This is a genomic window from Methylobacterium frigidaeris, assembly GCF_022179185.1.
In the GTDB taxonomy this organism is placed as follows: Bacteria; Pseudomonadota; Alphaproteobacteria; order Rhizobiales; family Beijerinckiaceae; genus Methylobacterium; species Methylobacterium frigidaeris.
This window is the reverse complement of sequence record NZ_BPQJ01000032.1, coordinates 36196-51414: the sequence shown is the minus strand read 5'-3', so window position 1 is coordinate 51414 and position 15219 is coordinate 36196. Positions and strand designations below refer to the sequence as shown.

The window sequence follows — 15219 nt, the reverse complement described above, 5'->3', positions numbered from 1 at the left end:
GATGACAATCATCATCAATATTTCCATGACGGCGATCATGAAAAATCCGCCGTCCTGGAGTACTCCCATGAGCGACCCGACACGCACCGCCCTCGTCACCGGCGCCTCCTCCGGCATCGGCGCCACTTACGCCGATCGCCTCGCCCGGCGCGGCCATTCCCTGGTGCTGGTGGCCCGCGACGCCGCCCGCCTCGAGGCGCTGGCAGCGCGCCTGCGGGCCGAGACCGGGGTCGCGGTCGACGTGCTGCCGGCCGACCTCACCGATCCGGCCGGCCTCGCCGCCGTCGAGGGGCGCCTGCGCGACGATGCCGGAATCGGCCTCCTGGTGAACAATGCCGGTGCGGCGGCCCCGGCCGGCTTCTCCGCCCCCGACCTCGCGCCGCAATACCGCCTCGTCGACCTCAACGTCGTGGCGCTCACGCGGCTGGCCGGCGCTGCCGCGCAAGGGTTCCTGGCCCGCGGCGGCGGCAGCCTCATCAACATCAGCTCGGTGGTGGCCCTGGCGCCCGAGTGGCTGCCCGGCGTCTACGGGGCGACCAAGGCCTACGTGCTGACCCTGTCGCAGGCGCTCCAGTCCGAGCTCGGGCCGCGCGGAGTCTATGTCCAGGCCGTGCTGCCGGCCGCGACTCGCACCGAAATCTGGGAGCGCTCGGGACGGGCGGTGGAGAGCCTTCAGGGCGTGATGGAGGTCGGCGAGATGGTCGATGCCGCCCTGAAAGGATTCGACCGGCGCGAGGCGGTGACGATCCCGTCCCTGCCGGATGAGGGCCAGTGGGACGCCTTCGAGGCGGCGCGCCGGGCGATGGTGCCGAACTTCGCGCAGGAGCACGCGGCGGCGCGCTACCGGGCCTGAGACCGTACCGCGCCGTGATCCGCGACCGGGGCGATCGTCGCCGCCGGCGGGCAGGCCTCGTCCCGCACCGGCGCGGTCACCGCAACGGCCGCGGGCGTCCGAAGCCGCGCGCGAGACCGGGACCACCGCCAATCCAGGTGCTCGCCACCTTTCGCGAGTGCGACAGCCGGGCCAGCGCCTGCGCGGCGCGGCCTACGGCCTCCTGGAGGCGGTGCGGGCAGCGGGAGGGATTTCTCCGCCGGCAGCAGGGCTGTCCGGGGAAACTCCGCGGCAGAAAATGGTGCGGGATCCCCTCTCCGATACGGGGGAGGGGATCACGCGCTCGATCTTCGGTGTGAGTGGGGCCCGAATCTATCCCCCCGCGCGGCCAAGCTGATTGGTCGTCGATCCTAGAACCGCTCCACCCAGGGCCGCAGCTCGACCTCGAACGACCACGCGTCGCGGGGCTGGCGCAGCACGTCGAGATAGGCGCGCGCCACGCCTTCCGGCGTGAGGGTGCTGTCGGGCTTGTCCGCCGGATCGGGCCGGCGGGCGCTGCGCACCGCGCCGTCGACGACGAAATGGGCGACGTGGATGCCCTTGGGCGCGAGCTCGCGCGCTGCGCTCTGGGCGAGGCCGCGCAGGGCGAACTTGCCCATCGCGAAGGCGGCGGAGAGCGGGAAGCCCTTCACGCCGGCGGTGGCGCCGGTGAAGAGTAGCGCGCCGTGGCCCCGCGGCTCCATGCGCCGCGCCGCCTCCCGGGCGACCAGGAAGGCACCGTAGGCGGTGACCTCCACGGCCCGCCGCACCGCCTCCGGATCGAGGGAAGCGAGCGGGCCGGGCGCCCGGGCGCTCGCGTTGTAGATCACCACGTCCGGCTCGCCGAGGCGGGCCTCGGCCTGCCCGAACAGCTCCGCCACGGCCTGCGGGTCGGCGGCATCGGCCGAGAAGGTCGCGGCCCCGGTCTCGGCCGCGAGGCCGGCGAGCTTGCCCGCGTCGCGGGCGGCGAGGCCGACCTGCAGCCCCTCGGCGGCGAGGAGGCGGGCGAGCGCGGCGCTGATGCCGGCGCCGGCGCCGACGATGAGGGCGGTGCGGTAGGGCAGGCTCACGGGTGCTCCTCCGGTCGAACGGGCGGATCCTGGCGCACTGGCAGGTCGAAGACCAGGCATGTGGTGCTGGCGGTGGCGCAGAGCCGGCCGGCCTCGTCGGTGAGGCTCGCCTCGGCCACGGCCTGGCGGCGTCCGGCATGGACCACCCGGCCGGTCGCCGTGACGCAGCCGGAGCCCTCCGTCACCGCCCGCAGGTAGTTCACCTTGATCTCCAGGGTCGTGTAGCCGCGCCCGGCCGGCAGGGTGCTGTGGACGGCGCAGCCCATCACGCTGTCGAGGAGCGTCGCCAGCGCCCCGCCATGGACGCTGCCGATCGGGTTGTAGAGATACTCGCCCGCCGGCATCCGCATCGTCACGCGGCCCGGCTCGACCTGGCTCAGCGTGATGCCCATCAGGGCGACGATCGGTGGCGGCGGCACCTCCCCGGCGATCAGGGCCCGCAGGAAATCGAGCCCGGCCCGGCCCTGCCCGGCCCGGGCCAAGGCCCGCGGATCAGCCCAGGTGACGCGGCGCTCCCGCGGCGGCGTCTCGGGCAACGACGTGGCAGCCATGCTCGCTCCCTTGGTCTTCTTACATGACGTCAATCATGATACGATATTGATGATCGTCGTCCTCATTGGTGTCAACGGGAGCGGGCCATCGGATGCGGGTGACGCGCGAGCAGTTCCAGGAGAACCGGCGCCGGATTCTCGAGGCGGCCGGCCGCCTGTTTCGGGAGAAGGGGTTCTCCGCCGTGACGGTGGCCGAGGTGATGGAGGCCGCCGGGCTGACCCATGGCGGCTTCTACGGCCACTTCGCCTCGAAGGAGGACCTCGCCGCCCAGGCGCTCGCCCAGGCGCTCACCCCGGCGCCGCGGGACCCCGGGACGGCGCCGGACCTCGCCGGCTTCGTCGCCGCCTACCTGTCGGCGGCCCATCGGGACCGGCCGGGCGCGGGCTGCGCGCTGGCGGCGCTCGGAGCCGAGGCGGCGCGCCAGCCGGCCCCCGTGCGGCGCGCCTTCACGGAGGGGCTGGAGGCGCGGCTCGCCCGGATGCAGGAGGTCCTGCCCGAGGGCGACCGGGCAGCGGCGCTGGCGGCGGTCTCCGGCCTCGTCGGCGCTCTGGTGCTGGCACGGGCGGTGGACGATCCCGCCCTGTCCGACGAGATCCTTGCGGCGGCGCGGGGGGCACTCAGTCGCCCCTGAGTCAGGTCGCCCCGAGGCAGGCCGGCAGGCTTTTGGTAACCCTCGCGTGACCATGCTGGGGGGCGTCCTTGCCCGAGGCCGGTGATGGTGTTGCGTGTTGCGTTTCCGTACCTGCCTTCGGCGGCCCTCGCCTGGGTGCTCGGCACCGGGCTTGCCGCTGCGGTCGAGCCCGCGGGCCCGCTGCCGCCCGCCCCGGTGCCGGGCCAGAGCCCCCAGGCTCAAGCCGCCCAGGCCCAGGCTCCTCACACCCAGATTCCCCAGAACCAGGCTCCTGCCGCGCAGGTCTCCCCCATCGCACCGGTACCGATCGAGCCTGCCCGACGCGAGGTGACGACCGCGCCCGAGCCCCTGCCGGGCGGCGCGACGCCGCTGCCGGTCGGCCCGATCAAGCCCGGCGCCGCTCCGAAGGCGGGCGAGACCAAGCCGGCCGAGACCAAGCAGTCCGAGACGAAGCCCGCGGACGGGAAGCCGACCCCGAAGAAAGTCTCGCGCGAGCTGCCGCCGCTGGTGGTGGCGCGGATGTCGCAGGACATCACACCGACCCTGACCCCCGCGACCTTCCTCGACACCCTGCGGGCCGCCGAGCGCTACCAGGCCCTGGTCGAGGCCGGCGGCTGGCCGTCCTTGCCGGCCGACCTCGTGGTGAAGCCCGGCGAGCGCAACCCGGCGATCCCTTCCTTGCGCCGCCACCTCGTGCTGACCGAGGATCTCGCCCCGGGTGGCCCGGAGAGCGACGCCCTCGATCCCGGCCTCGTCACGGCGCTCAAGCGCTTTCAGGCCCGGCACAACCTGCCCGAGACGGGACTCCTTGGCCGCCAGACCGTGGCCGCCCTCAACGTGCCGGCGAGCGTGCGCCAGCGCCAGCTCGCGGCCTCCGCCAACCGGCTGATCGGGTCGAGCTTCCCGTTCGGCGACCGCTACGTCGTGGTCAACATCCCGTCGGCCGCCGTCGAGGCGGTGGACCACGGCGGCGTGGCGCGTCGCTACGTCGCCGTGGTGGGCAAGCCCGAGCGCGCCTCGCCCATGGTCGAGACCAGGATCACCAACATCAACTTCAACCCGACCTGGACCGTACCGGTGTCCCTCATCAAGAAGGACATCATCCCGCACATGCGCAAGGATCCGGGCTACCTCGCCAAGATGCACATCCGCATGCTCGACGGCCAGGGCCAGGAGGTCCAGCCGACGGCCGTCGACTGGTCGACCGAGAAGGCGGTGAACTACACCCTGCGCCAGGATCCGGGCTTCGACAACTCGCTCGGCCAGGTGCGGATCGACATGCCGAACCGGCACGCGGTCTACATGCACGACACGCCGTCGAAGTCGCTGTTCTCCCGCGACGTACGCTTCCACTCCTCCGGCTGCGTGCGCGTCGCCGACGTGAAGGCCCTGGTCGGCTGGCTGCTCGACGGCACGCCGGGCCCGAACGGCCCCGGCTCGGCCTGGGGGCCGATGGAGATCGAGACCGGCATCGCCACCGGCGAGCGCCGCGACATCAAGTTGGCGAAGCCGGTCCCAGTGACCTTCGTCTACCTCACCGGCTACGCCACCCCGGACGGACGGGTGCATTTTCGCGACGACGTCTACGGCCTCGACACCGGCAAGCCGGCGGACGTCGCTGTGACCGGGGCACTCGCCAGACCCGATCCGGCCAAACCCGCCGCCGCCAAGCCGGCAGCGACCGGGAGTGCGGCGGAGCCCATGCCTGCCATTGCCAAGCCTGCCATTGCCAAGCCTGCCATTGCCAAGCCTGCCATCGCCAAGCCTGCCGTCCCGAAGCCCACGGCCAGCAAGCCTGCCCCCACCAAGCCCGTCGTCACGAAAGCCCCCTCGACCGAGAAGCCGGCGCCGAAGGTCGAGCCCAAGGTCGAGCCGAAGCCGGCCACTGCCAAGGCGCCCTCGGCCGAGAAGCCAGCGCCCGCCGCCGAGCGTCGGACCGCCGCCCCGCCAACCTGACCCAACCCATCCTGCGATGCGTCCACACGGCCGGACGTCCTGCCCGCGACCAGGCCCGGGCCCAGGATTCCGGATAGAGCCGCGTCCTTGCTCATCGGCGGCAGCGTGGCCGACATCGGCTCGCTGCTACCGGCGAGCCGAGATCGCGTATTGACAACGTGGATACAGCAGCATACGCTGCGCCTCATGGTAAAACCGCACCTGCCTCCATCAGAGGTTCACGACCAAGAATCCGTGATGGTCGCGGAACGGTCTTCGAGTGCCGACACGAAGGGCAGCATCAACCTGCGGATCGAGGCCGAGACCCGGCGGCTCATCGACGAGGCAGCCGCTGTGCTCGGTAAGACGCGCACGGAGTTCATGGTCGAGAGCGCGCGACGGCAAGCGATCGACGTTCTGCTCGACCAGCGCCTTTTCTCACTCGACCCCGCTCGCTTCGACGCATTCATGCACGCCCTCGACAATCCACCTGCGCCGGGACCGAAGCTGCGGTCACTCCTGCGTCGGGTGCCGGCATGGCAGAGGTAGGCGACGGCGCGAGGAAGTCTGGATCGGTGCTCTCGCCGCCCGTTCCCCTTACGGCCGAGCATGACCTATCGGGCTTCGATTGCGGTGAGCCCGCCCTGAACGATTGGCTTCGCGATCGAGCCCTCAAGAACGAGAGCCGTTTCTCACGCACCTACGTCGTCTGCGATGGCAGACAGGTCGTCGCCTATATCTGCATCTCGGCGGGCGCGGTCGAGCGATCTGCGGCACCGGGCAAACTGCGCCGCGATGCGCCGGATGCGATCCCGGTTTCGGTAATTGGACGACTGGCCGTCAGCCGCGATTACGCGGGCCGGGGACTTGGTGCTGATATTCTCTCTGACGCACTGCGCCGAGTCGCTCTCGCTTCGCAGAGCATCGGAATCGGTGCCGTGATGGTCCATGCCAAGAACGAAAAGGCCAAGCGCTTCTACTTGCGCTGCGCTGAATTTGTTCCGCATCCCGAAGACGGCCGCACGCTGTTCCTGCCAATCGAAACTGTGATCGCGGCATTTAGCTAGCGATCCAACAAGTTCGGCCTTCAGGAAATCCCCAATCCCCGCACCAGCGCGATGCTGACGAGGAGCAGAACCGCCAGCGAAGCGGTGACCGCGAGGGTCACCCGGGCGCCGACCCGGGCGACCACCCGCACGTCGACGCCCAGCCCGAGGGCCGCCATGGCGATCACCGTCAGGATGCCGGCGGTGCGCGTGAGGGGCGCCAGCGCCGCGTCGGGCACGAGGCCCAGCGAGCGGGCGGTGGCGAGGGCGAGGAAGCCGAGGATGAACCATGGCACCAGCTTGAAGAAGCCGAGCCGCTTGCGCGCCCCGGCCGGGGCGCCGGGCTCGTCGCGCAGGCGCGGGGCGAGGAGCGAGAGCCCGAGGACGACCGGCCCGAGCATCAGCACCCGCACGAGCTTGACGAGCGTCCCGACCTGGGTGCTGACGAGGCTCACCGGCACGGTGGCGGCGAGCACCTGGGGCACCGCGTAGACCGTGAGGCCGGCGAGCACGCCGTATTCGGTCGGCGTGGTGCCGAGGAGCGGGATCAGCAGCGGCAGGCCGAGCACCACCAGCACGCCGAGGATCGCCGTGAAGGCGATCGAGGAGGCGACGTCGTCCCCGCTCGCCCCGATCACCGGGGCGACGGCGGCGATGGCCGAGTTGCCGCAGATGGCGTTGCCGCAGGCGATCAGGATCGACATCCGGGCCGGCAGGCCGAGCAGGCGGCCGATGGCGTAGCTGGCGATCAGCGCGACCACCACGGTGACGACGATGCCGGCGAGCAGAGCCGGCCCCGAGGCGACGAGGGCGCTCAGGCTGATCGAGGCGCCGAGCAGCATCACGGCGACCTCGAGGAGTTGCTTGGCGCTGAAGGCGATGCCGATGCGCCAGCGCGGCCCCGGTTCCCAGACCGAGCGGATCGCGATGCCGGCGAGGATCGCGATCACCAGCGCCTCGACGTAGGGATGGTGGACGAGGCGCTCCTCCGCGGCCTGGACGAGGCTCGCCGCCGCGGTGACGGCGACGCAGAGGGTGAGGCCGGGCAGGACCGCGATCGCGGTCCGCCCCATCGTGTCAGGCCGCATCGCCGGGCTTGCTCGCGGGGGTAGGGCTCTTGGAGGCGAGGCTATCGCCCGAAGGACGTCCGGCGCTCACGGACGGAAGCTCGTGCCGATGCCGGTCCGCGGCGGCTGGCCGATCCAGAGCAGCACCAGGCCGAGGACCAGGGCGATCGGGGCCGCCGGCGAGAGGGTGAAGGGCAGGCCGAGGAGCTTCCACAGCGTCGGCTGCCCGCCCTCGGCCATCGCCTGCAGGCTCGCGGCCCGGTCCTTCATCAGCGCCACGGCGACGTCGCTGACCGAGGTGACGAGCACCGCGTTGTTGGCGATCGAGCGGGCGCCGTCATAGACGATCCCGACGAAGCCGGCGGCGAGAAGCAGCAGGCCGAGGCAGCGGCACAGGAAGCGGATCATCCAGGGCTCCGGACCACGCCCTGAGCGGGACGCGCGGCACCTTGAGTAGAGAGAGGCCCCTGCGGGCGCAAGAAGGTGCGGCCCCCTTGCGGGCGCACGGAGTTGCAGGCCGCGTCCCAAGCGCGAGCGCGGCACCGTGGCGGGTTGATCCCGGCCTCCCCGGCATGCCACGGCGCCGGCGAGCGACGAAAGGGAGCGGCATGAACGGCAGGACGGGCGCACGGCCGGAGCTGGTGATCTTCGACTGCGACGGGGTGCTGGTGGACAGCGAGCCGATCAGCCTCGTGCGCCTGACCGAGAACCTGCAGCGCATCGGCGTGCCGATCGATCTCGACACGGTAGCGCGGCGCTTCACCGGCACCAGCATGACCTCGATCATGGCGCATATCGCCGACGATTACGGCGTGCCGACGCCCAAAGGGTTCGTCGACGCGGTGCGGGCCGACACCCTGCGGGCCTTCGACGCCGAGCTGACGGCGATCGCCGGCGCGGCCGCGGTGTTGGAGACGATGCGGGAGCGGCGTTGCGTCGCCTCGAGCAGCGATCCGCAGCGCCTCCGCCACGCGCTCTCGCTCACCGGTCTCCTGCCGCATTTCGACGACCACGTCTTCAGCGCCGCCATGGTGGCGCGGGGCAAGCCCTTCCCGGACCTCTTCCTCTACGCTGCCGGGCAGATGGGGGTAGCGCCTGAGGATTGCGTGGTGATCGAGGACAGCGTGCCGGGCGTCACCGCGGCGCGGGCCGCCGGCATGCCGGTCCTCGGCTTCTGCGGCGGCGGCCACTGGGCGCACGACCGGGCCGGTGCGGACCTTTTGGCCGCAGGAGCCGTTCGGGTTTTCGACGAATTCACTGATCTGCCCCATCTCTTGGAGACCTGGGACGCATCGTCCCGTTAACGGACGGGGAGCCCTGGCACCGGTTTCGCATTGACCTGCCGCGCCCGCCCGGCTCATTCGGGACGGGCGCGACCGGCCAAGGATCTGCCTCAAGAACCGAGACCGTTCCAGGATCCCCGTCGCCTCAAGCCAACCGGAGCCCGCCGTGAGACCAGCCCGCATCGTCGCCTTCTCGGGCAACGTCCGCCGCCCCTCCCGGACCCGCGTGCTGGTGGAGGCCGTCGCGGCCGAGCTCGGCCGCCGCCGCCCGATCGACCTGAAAGTCTACGACCTCGCGGAGGTCGGCACCGGGCTCGGCGCCACCACCCGGCAGGCCCTGCCCCTCCCGATCGCTCATATGATCGAGGCGATCGAGGGCGCCGACGGGCTGATCGTCGGCTCGCCGGTGCATAACGGCTCCTATTCGGGCCTGTTCAAGCACGTGATCGACTTCCTCGACCCGGCTTCCCTCGCCGGCAAGCCGGTGGCGCTGACCGCGACCGGCGGCGGGCCGCGCCACGCCCTGATGGTCGAGCACCAGCTGCGCCCGCTCTTCGGCTTCTTCACCGCCCACGTCGCACCGACCGCGGTCTATGCCGGCGAGGCGGAGATCGAGAACGGGGTCGTCACCGACCCGCGGGTCGCCGAGCGGGTCGCGGCCGCGGCGGCCGAGCTCGCCCACCTCCTCGACGTGGCCGAGGCGGCCCGCCGCGCCGGAGCGGAGCGGGCGGTGGCGGGGCTCTAACCCCACACCTCCTGGAGCTTGCGATAGGCACGGCCATAGGCGGCGTAGCTCGCGACGGTGCGGGCCATCATGGCGCGGCGGTCCGCATCGAGGCGCGACAGGGCGCGGGCCGGGCGCCCGCCCCAGAGCCAGCCCGACTCCAGCACCTGCCCCGGATCGGTGGCGCTGCCGGCGGCGAGCAGCACGTCGGCCTCCACCACCGTGCCGGGACTGAGGCGCGCGCCCATGCCGATGAGGCAGCCCGGGCCGATGCGGCCGTCGGCGGCGGTCACGTTGTGGCCGAGCGTGGTGTCGCGCTCGATCACAAGGCCGTCGGCCCGGGTGTGAATCGCGCAATTGTCCTGCACGTTCACGTTGGACCCGATGACGATCGGGCTCACGGCCGCTTCGAGGATGCAGGAGAAGAACACGCTCGCTCCCGGTGCGAGGGCGACCCGGCCATGCAGCCGGGCGGTGCGGGCGACGAACACCGCCGGATCGGGCGCGAAGGCGTCGCCCGAGGCCGGAGCCGGATCGCTCGCGGCGGCCTCGCGCAGGCGCTCGGCCCGCTCGGCCAGCTCGCCGGGCGCGAGGGCACGCACGGGCCGGGCCGGGCTTCCGACGCAGACGAAGCCTGCCGGCAGGGTGGTGCGCGGAAACACGGTGCTGCCGGCCTCCAGCAGCACCCCGTCCTCGATCAGGGAACCGTCGAGAACCACGCAAGCATCCTCGATCACGCAATCGTCGCCCACCGTGCAGGCATGGACCACCGCGTCGCGGCCGACCGTGACCCGGTCCCCGACGATGCACGGATAGACCTCGGCCGCGATGTGCAAGGTGGAGCGGGCACCGAGCCAGAACCGGTCGCCCACCACCACGTCGTGCCCGTCGGCGCGGATCACCGCCTCGTCGCCGAGCCAGGCCTGCGCTCCGAGGCTCGCCCGCCCGATCACCGCGCTGCCGCGGCCGCACCAGACCGGCCGGGCCGCGAAGGTGGGCTCGGTGTCGTCGAAGGGGAGGAGGAGGTCAGGGGTCACGGGGCTATCCTCCGTCCGGCCGGCCGCGCGGCCGGTCCTTCTCGCGCCCGACATTGACGCCGTTCCGCCGACGCCGCCAGCCCCGGTCCCGGCGCGGGCGGTTCGTGCTAGAACGCCGCTCGTCTCACCATCCGGACCTGCCATGACCCCTCGCCTCTCGATCCAGCCAGAGCCCTTCGACGTCGCGGCGGAGATCGCCGCGCTTACGGCGGAGCTCGGCGGGCGGGCGGGTGCGATCGTGAGCTTCACCGGCCTGTGCCGCGACGAGGACGGGCGCCTGGCCGCCCTCGAGCTCGAACACTATCCCGGCATGGCCGAGGCCGAGATCGGCCGCGTGCTCGACGAGGCGGCGAAGCGCTGGCCGCTCCAGGGAGCCGTCGCGATCCACCGCCACGGCCTGATCCGCCCGGGCGAGGGCATCGTGCTGGTTCTCGCGGCCTCGGCTCACCGGAGCGCCGCCTTCGAGGCCGCGAGCTTCCTGATGGACTACCTCAAGACCCGCGCCCCGTTCTGGAAGCGCGAGCACCGTGCCGACGGGACCCTCGGCGGGTGGGTCGAGGCGATGGAGCACGATGCGGCGGCGGCAGCGCGGTGGTGAGGGTGTGAAACGGGGATTACTAAGAATTCGAGCGATCGGACTGAGGAATCGCTGACGGGCCTGCGGCAGGATCGCGGTCATGCTCCGCGACCACAGACACCCCGACCCCCTGCCGTTCGACCCGCTGAGCGCCCGCAGCCTCGCGGTGGCCTGCGCCCTCGTCGGACTGGTGACCCTCCTCCTCTCCGAGCGGCCGACGCCAGGGGGGGTGCTCCTCGCCTGGGCCGGCCTCGTCGGCTGGGCGCTGCTGCGCATCGTCGGCCGGCGCGCGGCGCAGCCGGTGCGCCGGAAGGTCCGCCCGCCGCCCGAGCCGATCATCGAGGTCGTGGAGGTGAAGGAGTGGACGCCCCGGCGCCAGGCCCCGGTGCTGGCCCTGCCCAAGCCCTTCACGGTCGCCCCGCAGGAGGAGGGGCCGGACTGGAAGACCTCCGCGCATCCCGTGGTGCTCGCCGGCGTGCGGCGCCGGCGCGAGGAGGGGTGAGGAGCGGGATTTCCGGTCGCCGTACGGCCGCGCGCGGCTATGTGTCCTGCACGACGGCCCGGCGCCGCCGGCGGAGAGATCATCGGACATGCCCGCTTTCCCACCTCAGGACGTCGCTTCCCAGAATATCGTTCACCAGGACGCCACCTGGCCGGCCCGGGCGAGCACCCGCTCCCTCGTGCTCGCCGGCATCGGGGTGGTGTCGTTCACGGCCGTCCTGCTGCTGGCCTGGCACTCGGCCGATACGCTGCTCCTGATCTTCGCCGGCATCCTGTTCGCGGTCTTCCTCGACGGGCTCACGCACTACCTCGGCCGGGTCGTTCCGCTCGGCCACGGGGTGCGGCTCGCGATCGTGAGCGTGCTGCTCACGCTCCTGGTGCTCGGCATGGTTGGGCTCGGCGGCGCGACCGTGGCGGGCCAGGCGCAGCGGCTGGGCCAGACGCTGCAGCAGCAATCCGGCACCGTGAAATCCTGGCTCGACGCCCGCGGGATCGACACCCGCTTCCTCGATTTCGGCAAGCTCAAGGATGCGGCCTCGCAGCCGACATCCGGCGAGGCGGAGAGCGGACGTCGGAGCACGCCCGCGGCCGGCGGCCTGCCGAGCCCCGGCACGCTGCTGTCGGGCGCCGGCAGCGTGCTCGGCCAGGCCTCGACGGTGGCGCTGGCAGTGTTCGGCGCCATCGGCAACGTGTTCATCGTGGTGGTACTCGGCCTGTTCGTGGCGGCCGACCCCCGGACCTACCGCGACGGCCTGCTGCGCTTCGTGCCCTCGCGCCACCGCACCCATGCGGCGTCCGTCGCCGACGACATCGGGATCACCCTGCGCCACTGGCTGTTCGGCCAGCTCGTCGTGATGGCGGCGATCTTCGTCTGCGTCTGGCTCGGGCTGACGCTGGTCGGCATCGACGGCGCCCTGGTGCTGGGGCTGCAGGCCGGCCTGCTCTGCTTCATCCCGACCATCGGGGCGCTGGTCGCCGGCATCATCATCGTGCTGGCCTCCCTCGCCTCGGGGCTGAAGGGAGTGATCGCGGGCCTGTGCGTCTACCTGCTGGTGCAGACCCTCGAGAGCTACGTGCTGACGCCCTTCGTGCAGAAGCGGGCGCTCGACATCCCGCCCGCCACCCTGTTCGCCGGCCAGATCCTGCTCGGCGTGCTGTTCGGCCTCTGGGGCGTCGCCCTCGCCCTGCCCCTGATGGCAATGGGCAAGGTGCTGCTCGACCGGCTCTACATCGAGGACACGCTGGGGGAGGATGCGGGCTGAGGCGCCCTCCCCCGCCGGCCTCTTGTCAGGCGACCTGCGGCTTCGTCACCTTGGCCTCGATCGCGTCCCAGACCGCGACCGCGAGGTCGGGGCCGCCGAGGCGCTTGATCGCCCGGATGCCGGTCGGCGAGGTGACGTTGATCTCGGTCAGGTTGCCGTCGATCACGTCGATGCCGACCAGGATCAGGCCGCGGCGTCGCAGCTCCGGACCGATCGCGGCGCAGATCTCCTGCTCGCGCGGGGTGAGGGCCGTCGCGCCGCCGGTGCCGCCCCGCACCATGTTGGAGCGGATGTCGTTGGCTGCCGGCACCCGGTTGACGGCGCCGAGGGGCTCGCCGTCGACCAGAATGATGCGCTTGTCGCCCTCGGTGATCCGCGGCAGGAAGCGCTGCACCACCCAGGGCTCGCGGAAGGTGACCGAGAACAGGTCGAACATCGAGCCGAAATTCGGGTCGTCGGGCAGCACCCGCAACACCGCCGCGCCACCATGGCCGTGCAGCGGCTTCATCACCACGGCGCCGTGCTCGGCCCGGAACTCCTCGATCTCCTGCTTGTCGCGGGTGATCAGGGTCGGCGGCATCAGCTCCGGATAGGCGGTGACGAACAGCTTCTCGGGAGCGTTGCGCACCTCGAACGGGTTGTTCACCACGAGCGTGTGCGGGTGGATCCGCTCCAGCAGATGCGTCGCCGTGATGTAGGCGAGATCGAAGGGCGGGTCCTGGCGCATCAGCACCACGTCGACCGTGGCGAGGTCGATCCGCTCCTGGGCGCCCAAGGTCGCGTGATCGCCCTCGACGTCCTGCACCCGCAGGGGCTCGACCCGGGCGGTGACGCGCCCGTCGCGCATCGACAACCGGTCGGGAGTGTAGTGGACCAGCGTGTGACCGCGGCTTTGCGCCTCCAGCAGCAGCGCGAAGGTGGTGTCGCCGGCGATGCGGATCGCCTGGATCGGGTCCATCTGGACCGCGACGGTGAGGGCCATGTCGAGGGTATCTCCGGTCGCCCGGGTTATCGGGCCGCCCGCGCCCGATGGCAACGGCCCCTCGACAAGGAAGGCCCCGTACGCGGGATCGCGACGGGGCCCCAAGTCGAGGGAGGAAACGCCCATGAGGGCCTGGTGAGGCGTCGCAAGTCACGTGCCATTGCGGGACAGCGAGGCCGATCGGTGTTCGCTCAGGCGGCCTTGCGGTTGACCCGGCTCTCGGCCAGCGAGGTGAGCTTCTTGTCGGTCGCCTTCTCCTCCTCGAGGGTCTGCTGCAGCGGCCCGATCACGTCCTTGCGGCCGAGCTGCTGGGCATAGGCGATGATCGTGCCGTAGCGGGTGATCTCGTAATGCTCGACCGCCTGGGCAGCGGCCAGCATGGCGGCGTCGCGCACCTCGGCGTCGTCGGTGTCGCCGATGATCTCTTCGGCCTCGGCGATGATGCCGTCCATCGCCGCGCAGCGCACGCCCTTGGCAGGCTGGCCGAGCGTCTGGAACACTTGGTCGAGCCGCCGGATCTGCCCTTCCGTCTCGCGCAAGTGCGTCTCGAAGCCCGCTTTCAGCTGCGGGTCGCTCGCCTTCGCGATCATCTTCGGCAGCGCCTTGGTGATCTGCTGCTCGGCGTAGTAGATGTCCTGGAGCATGTGATGGAACAGGTCGTCCATGCTCTTGATCGGCTTCGAGAACAGGCCCATGGCGTTCTCCCTGAGGCGCGTGCCGGCACCCTCGCTTGTCATGGCGATGCTGGCGCAAGGCGCAGAACATCTTGGAAAGGCCGGCGCCGTTCCGCACTGCTGGGGAACGTCGCCCGGCTGGCACGGTTCCTCAAAAACTCCGGGCGGGTATCAATCCCCGGACCGCGGATCTCAAGGCTGAGGATCGTCGCTCTGCGGATCCCGGCTCTGGGGATCCTGCCTCTGGGGATCCTGGCCCGGCCAGTCCACGATGCGGTCCGGCAGTTCCTCGGTCTCGAACTCCTCCTCGGTGCCGCTGACACGGCCGCGGACCGAGATGCCGGCCTCGTGCACGGTGCGCCGGGTGCCGGAGACCAGGGGGTGCCACCAGGGCAGGTCGTGCCTGTCCCGCACCAGGCGGTAGCCGCAGGTCGGCGGCAGCCACGGCAGGGTGCGAACCGCCTCGGGCGTCAGCCGGACGCAGTCGGGCACCTTGCGCTGGCGCCGGGCGTAGTCGCGGCAGCGGCAGGTGCCGGCATCCAGCAGCGTGCAGCCGATATCGGTGTAGTGGATCTCGCCCGAATCCTCGTCCTCGAGCTTGAGGAGGCAGCAGCGGCCGCAGCCATCGCACAGGCTCTCCCACTCCTCCGGAGTCATCGCCTCCAGGCTCTTCTCGCGCCAGAACGGGGTCGCGGCCAATGGAGTCGCGGAACTGCGGGAGGCGGGTGGGCGCGGGGACTTGCTGCGGGCTTTGGCCACGGCTGTTACGGCCTTCCAGGCACCGGATCGACGGTGCGGATGGGGATATCGGGGGCGGGAGGTCCCCTCCTCTGCCGTGCCCGAGGCCTGCGGGCAAGCGTGGCCGGGCCGGCTTACGCATTCCTGCGACGTCGTGTCGGCGCGCGAGCGCCCCATATAGGCCGCGGAAGCCTGCGACCGGCTCCCGGTCTCGCGCTAGAATGCGAGGCTTGCTAGACCTTCGCGTTGCACCATCCCGAGGACCCTCC

General features: G+C 71.6%; 18 protein-coding genes. 10 read left to right on the top strand and 8 right to left on the bottom strand.

The genetic code is table 11. From position 1 onward, the window contains the following. Positions 1–67: 67 nt before the first annotated feature. The gene (locus tag MFF64_RS25865; protein WP_099903174.1) at positions 68–853 is read left to right on the top strand and encodes an SDR family NAD(P)-dependent oxidoreductase; all 786 of its coding nucleotides are present in this window, start codon (positions 68–70) and stop codon (positions 851–853) included. A 389-nt stretch (positions 854–1242) separates the two neighbouring features. Here the strand turns inward: MFF64_RS25865 and MFF64_RS25860 are convergent, their stop codons facing one another. Continuing rightward, positions 1243–1941, bottom strand: coding sequence for an SDR family NAD(P)-dependent oxidoreductase (locus tag MFF64_RS25860; RefSeq protein ID WP_238192765.1), 699 nt, complete (start codon positions 1939–1941; stop codon positions 1243–1245). Further along, the gene (locus MFF64_RS25855; protein ID WP_099902688.1) at positions 1938–2492 is read right to left on the bottom strand and encodes a PaaI family thioesterase; all 555 of its coding nucleotides are present in this window, start codon (positions 2490–2492) and stop codon (positions 1938–1940) included. Before MFF64_RS25855 ends, MFF64_RS25860 begins: the two co-directional genes overlap by 4 nt. Positions 2493–2584: 92 nt before the next feature. Between MFF64_RS25855 and MFF64_RS25850 the strand changes: the two genes are divergently transcribed. The 4 genes from MFF64_RS25850 (at position 2585) to MFF64_RS25835 (ending at position 6126) form a co-directional block, all read left to right on the top strand. Beyond that, positions 2585–3124 (top strand): TetR family transcriptional regulator, encoded by a 540-nt coding sequence (locus tag MFF64_RS25850; protein WP_099902686.1) that lies wholly within the window; start codon positions 2585–2587, stop codon positions 3122–3124. Between the two features lie 84 nt (positions 3125–3208). Next, positions 3209–5080, top strand: a complete 1872-nt coding sequence (locus tag MFF64_RS25845; protein WP_238192764.1) for a L,D-transpeptidase family protein — start codon at positions 3209–3211, stop codon at positions 5078–5080. Between the two features lie 237 nt (positions 5081–5317). Then, the gene (locus MFF64_RS25840; RefSeq protein ID WP_425324353.1) at positions 5318–5608 is read left to right on the top strand and encodes a type II toxin-antitoxin system TacA family antitoxin; all 291 of its coding nucleotides are present in this window, start codon (positions 5318–5320) and stop codon (positions 5606–5608) included. Continuing rightward, positions 5596–6126 carry a GNAT family N-acetyltransferase gene (locus MFF64_RS25835; protein WP_099901389.1) on the top strand — a complete coding sequence of 177 codons (531 nt, stop codon included), beginning with the start codon at positions 5596–5598 and terminating at the stop codon, positions 6124–6126. Before MFF64_RS25840 ends, MFF64_RS25835 begins: the two co-directional genes overlap by 13 nt. A gap of 20 nt (positions 6127–6146) precedes the next feature. Here MFF64_RS25835 and MFF64_RS25830 read toward each other — a convergent pair whose 3' ends face one another. Continuing rightward, entirely contained in the window at positions 6147–7193 is a 1047-nt protein-coding gene (locus tag MFF64_RS25830; RefSeq protein ID WP_238192763.1) for a YeiH family protein, read from the bottom strand. Between the two features lie 66 nt (positions 7194–7259). Next, on the bottom strand, positions 7260–7580 hold the full coding sequence (locus tag MFF64_RS25825) for a PetM family of cytochrome b6f complex subunit 7 (protein ID WP_099905878.1): 321 nt from the start codon (positions 7578–7580) through the stop codon (positions 7260–7262). A 200-nt stretch (positions 7581–7780) separates the two neighbouring features. Between MFF64_RS25825 and MFF64_RS25820 the strand changes: the two genes are divergently transcribed. Both MFF64_RS25820 and msuE read left to right on the top strand, forming a co-directional pair. Further along, a complete protein-coding gene (locus MFF64_RS25820; protein ID WP_099905880.1) occupies positions 7781–8476 on the top strand; it encodes an HAD family hydrolase in 696 nt (231 codons plus the stop codon). A gap of 145 nt (positions 8477–8621) precedes the next feature. After that, on the top strand, positions 8622–9200 hold the full coding sequence (msuE, locus tag MFF64_RS25815; RefSeq protein WP_099905881.1) for an FMN reductase: 579 nt from the start codon (positions 8622–8624) through the stop codon (positions 9198–9200). Here the strand turns inward: msuE and MFF64_RS25810 are convergent. Continuing rightward, positions 9197–10216, bottom strand: a complete 1020-nt coding sequence (locus MFF64_RS25810) for a gamma carbonic anhydrase family protein (protein ID WP_099905883.1) — start codon at positions 10214–10216, stop codon at positions 9197–9199. The two genes, msuE and MFF64_RS25810, sit on opposite strands and share 4 nt — an antisense overlap. A gap of 142 nt (positions 10217–10358) precedes the next feature. On the opposite strand from MFF64_RS25810, the gene MFF64_RS25805 reads away from it, so the two are divergent. From MFF64_RS25805 to MFF64_RS25795, 3 genes are all read left to right on the top strand, one after another. After that, on the top strand, positions 10359–10814 hold the full coding sequence (locus MFF64_RS25805; RefSeq protein WP_099905885.1) for a molybdenum cofactor biosynthesis protein MoaE: 456 nt from the start codon (positions 10359–10361) through the stop codon (positions 10812–10814). 79 nt (positions 10815–10893) lie between these two features. Further along, on the top strand, positions 10894–11295 hold the full coding sequence (locus MFF64_RS25800; protein ID WP_099905887.1) for a hypothetical protein: 402 nt from the start codon (positions 10894–10896) through the stop codon (positions 11293–11295). Positions 11296–11383: 88 nt separating this feature from the next. Further along, positions 11384–12556 (top strand): AI-2E family transporter, encoded by a 1173-nt coding sequence (locus MFF64_RS25795; protein WP_099905889.1) that lies wholly within the window; start codon positions 11384–11386, stop codon positions 12554–12556. 25 nt (positions 12557–12581) lie between these two features. Here MFF64_RS25795 and gshB read toward each other — a convergent pair whose 3' ends face one another. The 3 genes from gshB to MFF64_RS25780 form a co-directional block, all read right to left on the bottom strand. Next, a complete protein-coding gene (gshB, locus tag MFF64_RS25790) occupies positions 12582–13538 on the bottom strand; it encodes a glutathione synthase (protein WP_238192762.1) in 957 nt (318 codons plus the stop codon). A gap of 191 nt (positions 13539–13729) precedes the next feature. Continuing rightward, on the bottom strand, positions 13730–14233 hold the full coding sequence (locus tag MFF64_RS25785) for a YciE/YciF ferroxidase family protein (protein ID WP_099903314.1): 504 nt from the start codon (positions 14231–14233) through the stop codon (positions 13730–13732). 171 nt (positions 14234–14404) lie between these two features. Beyond that, positions 14405–14911, bottom strand: coding sequence for a YcgN family cysteine cluster protein (locus tag MFF64_RS25780; protein WP_425324375.1), 507 nt, complete (start codon positions 14909–14911; stop codon positions 14405–14407). Positions 14912–15219: the final 308 nt, after the last annotated feature.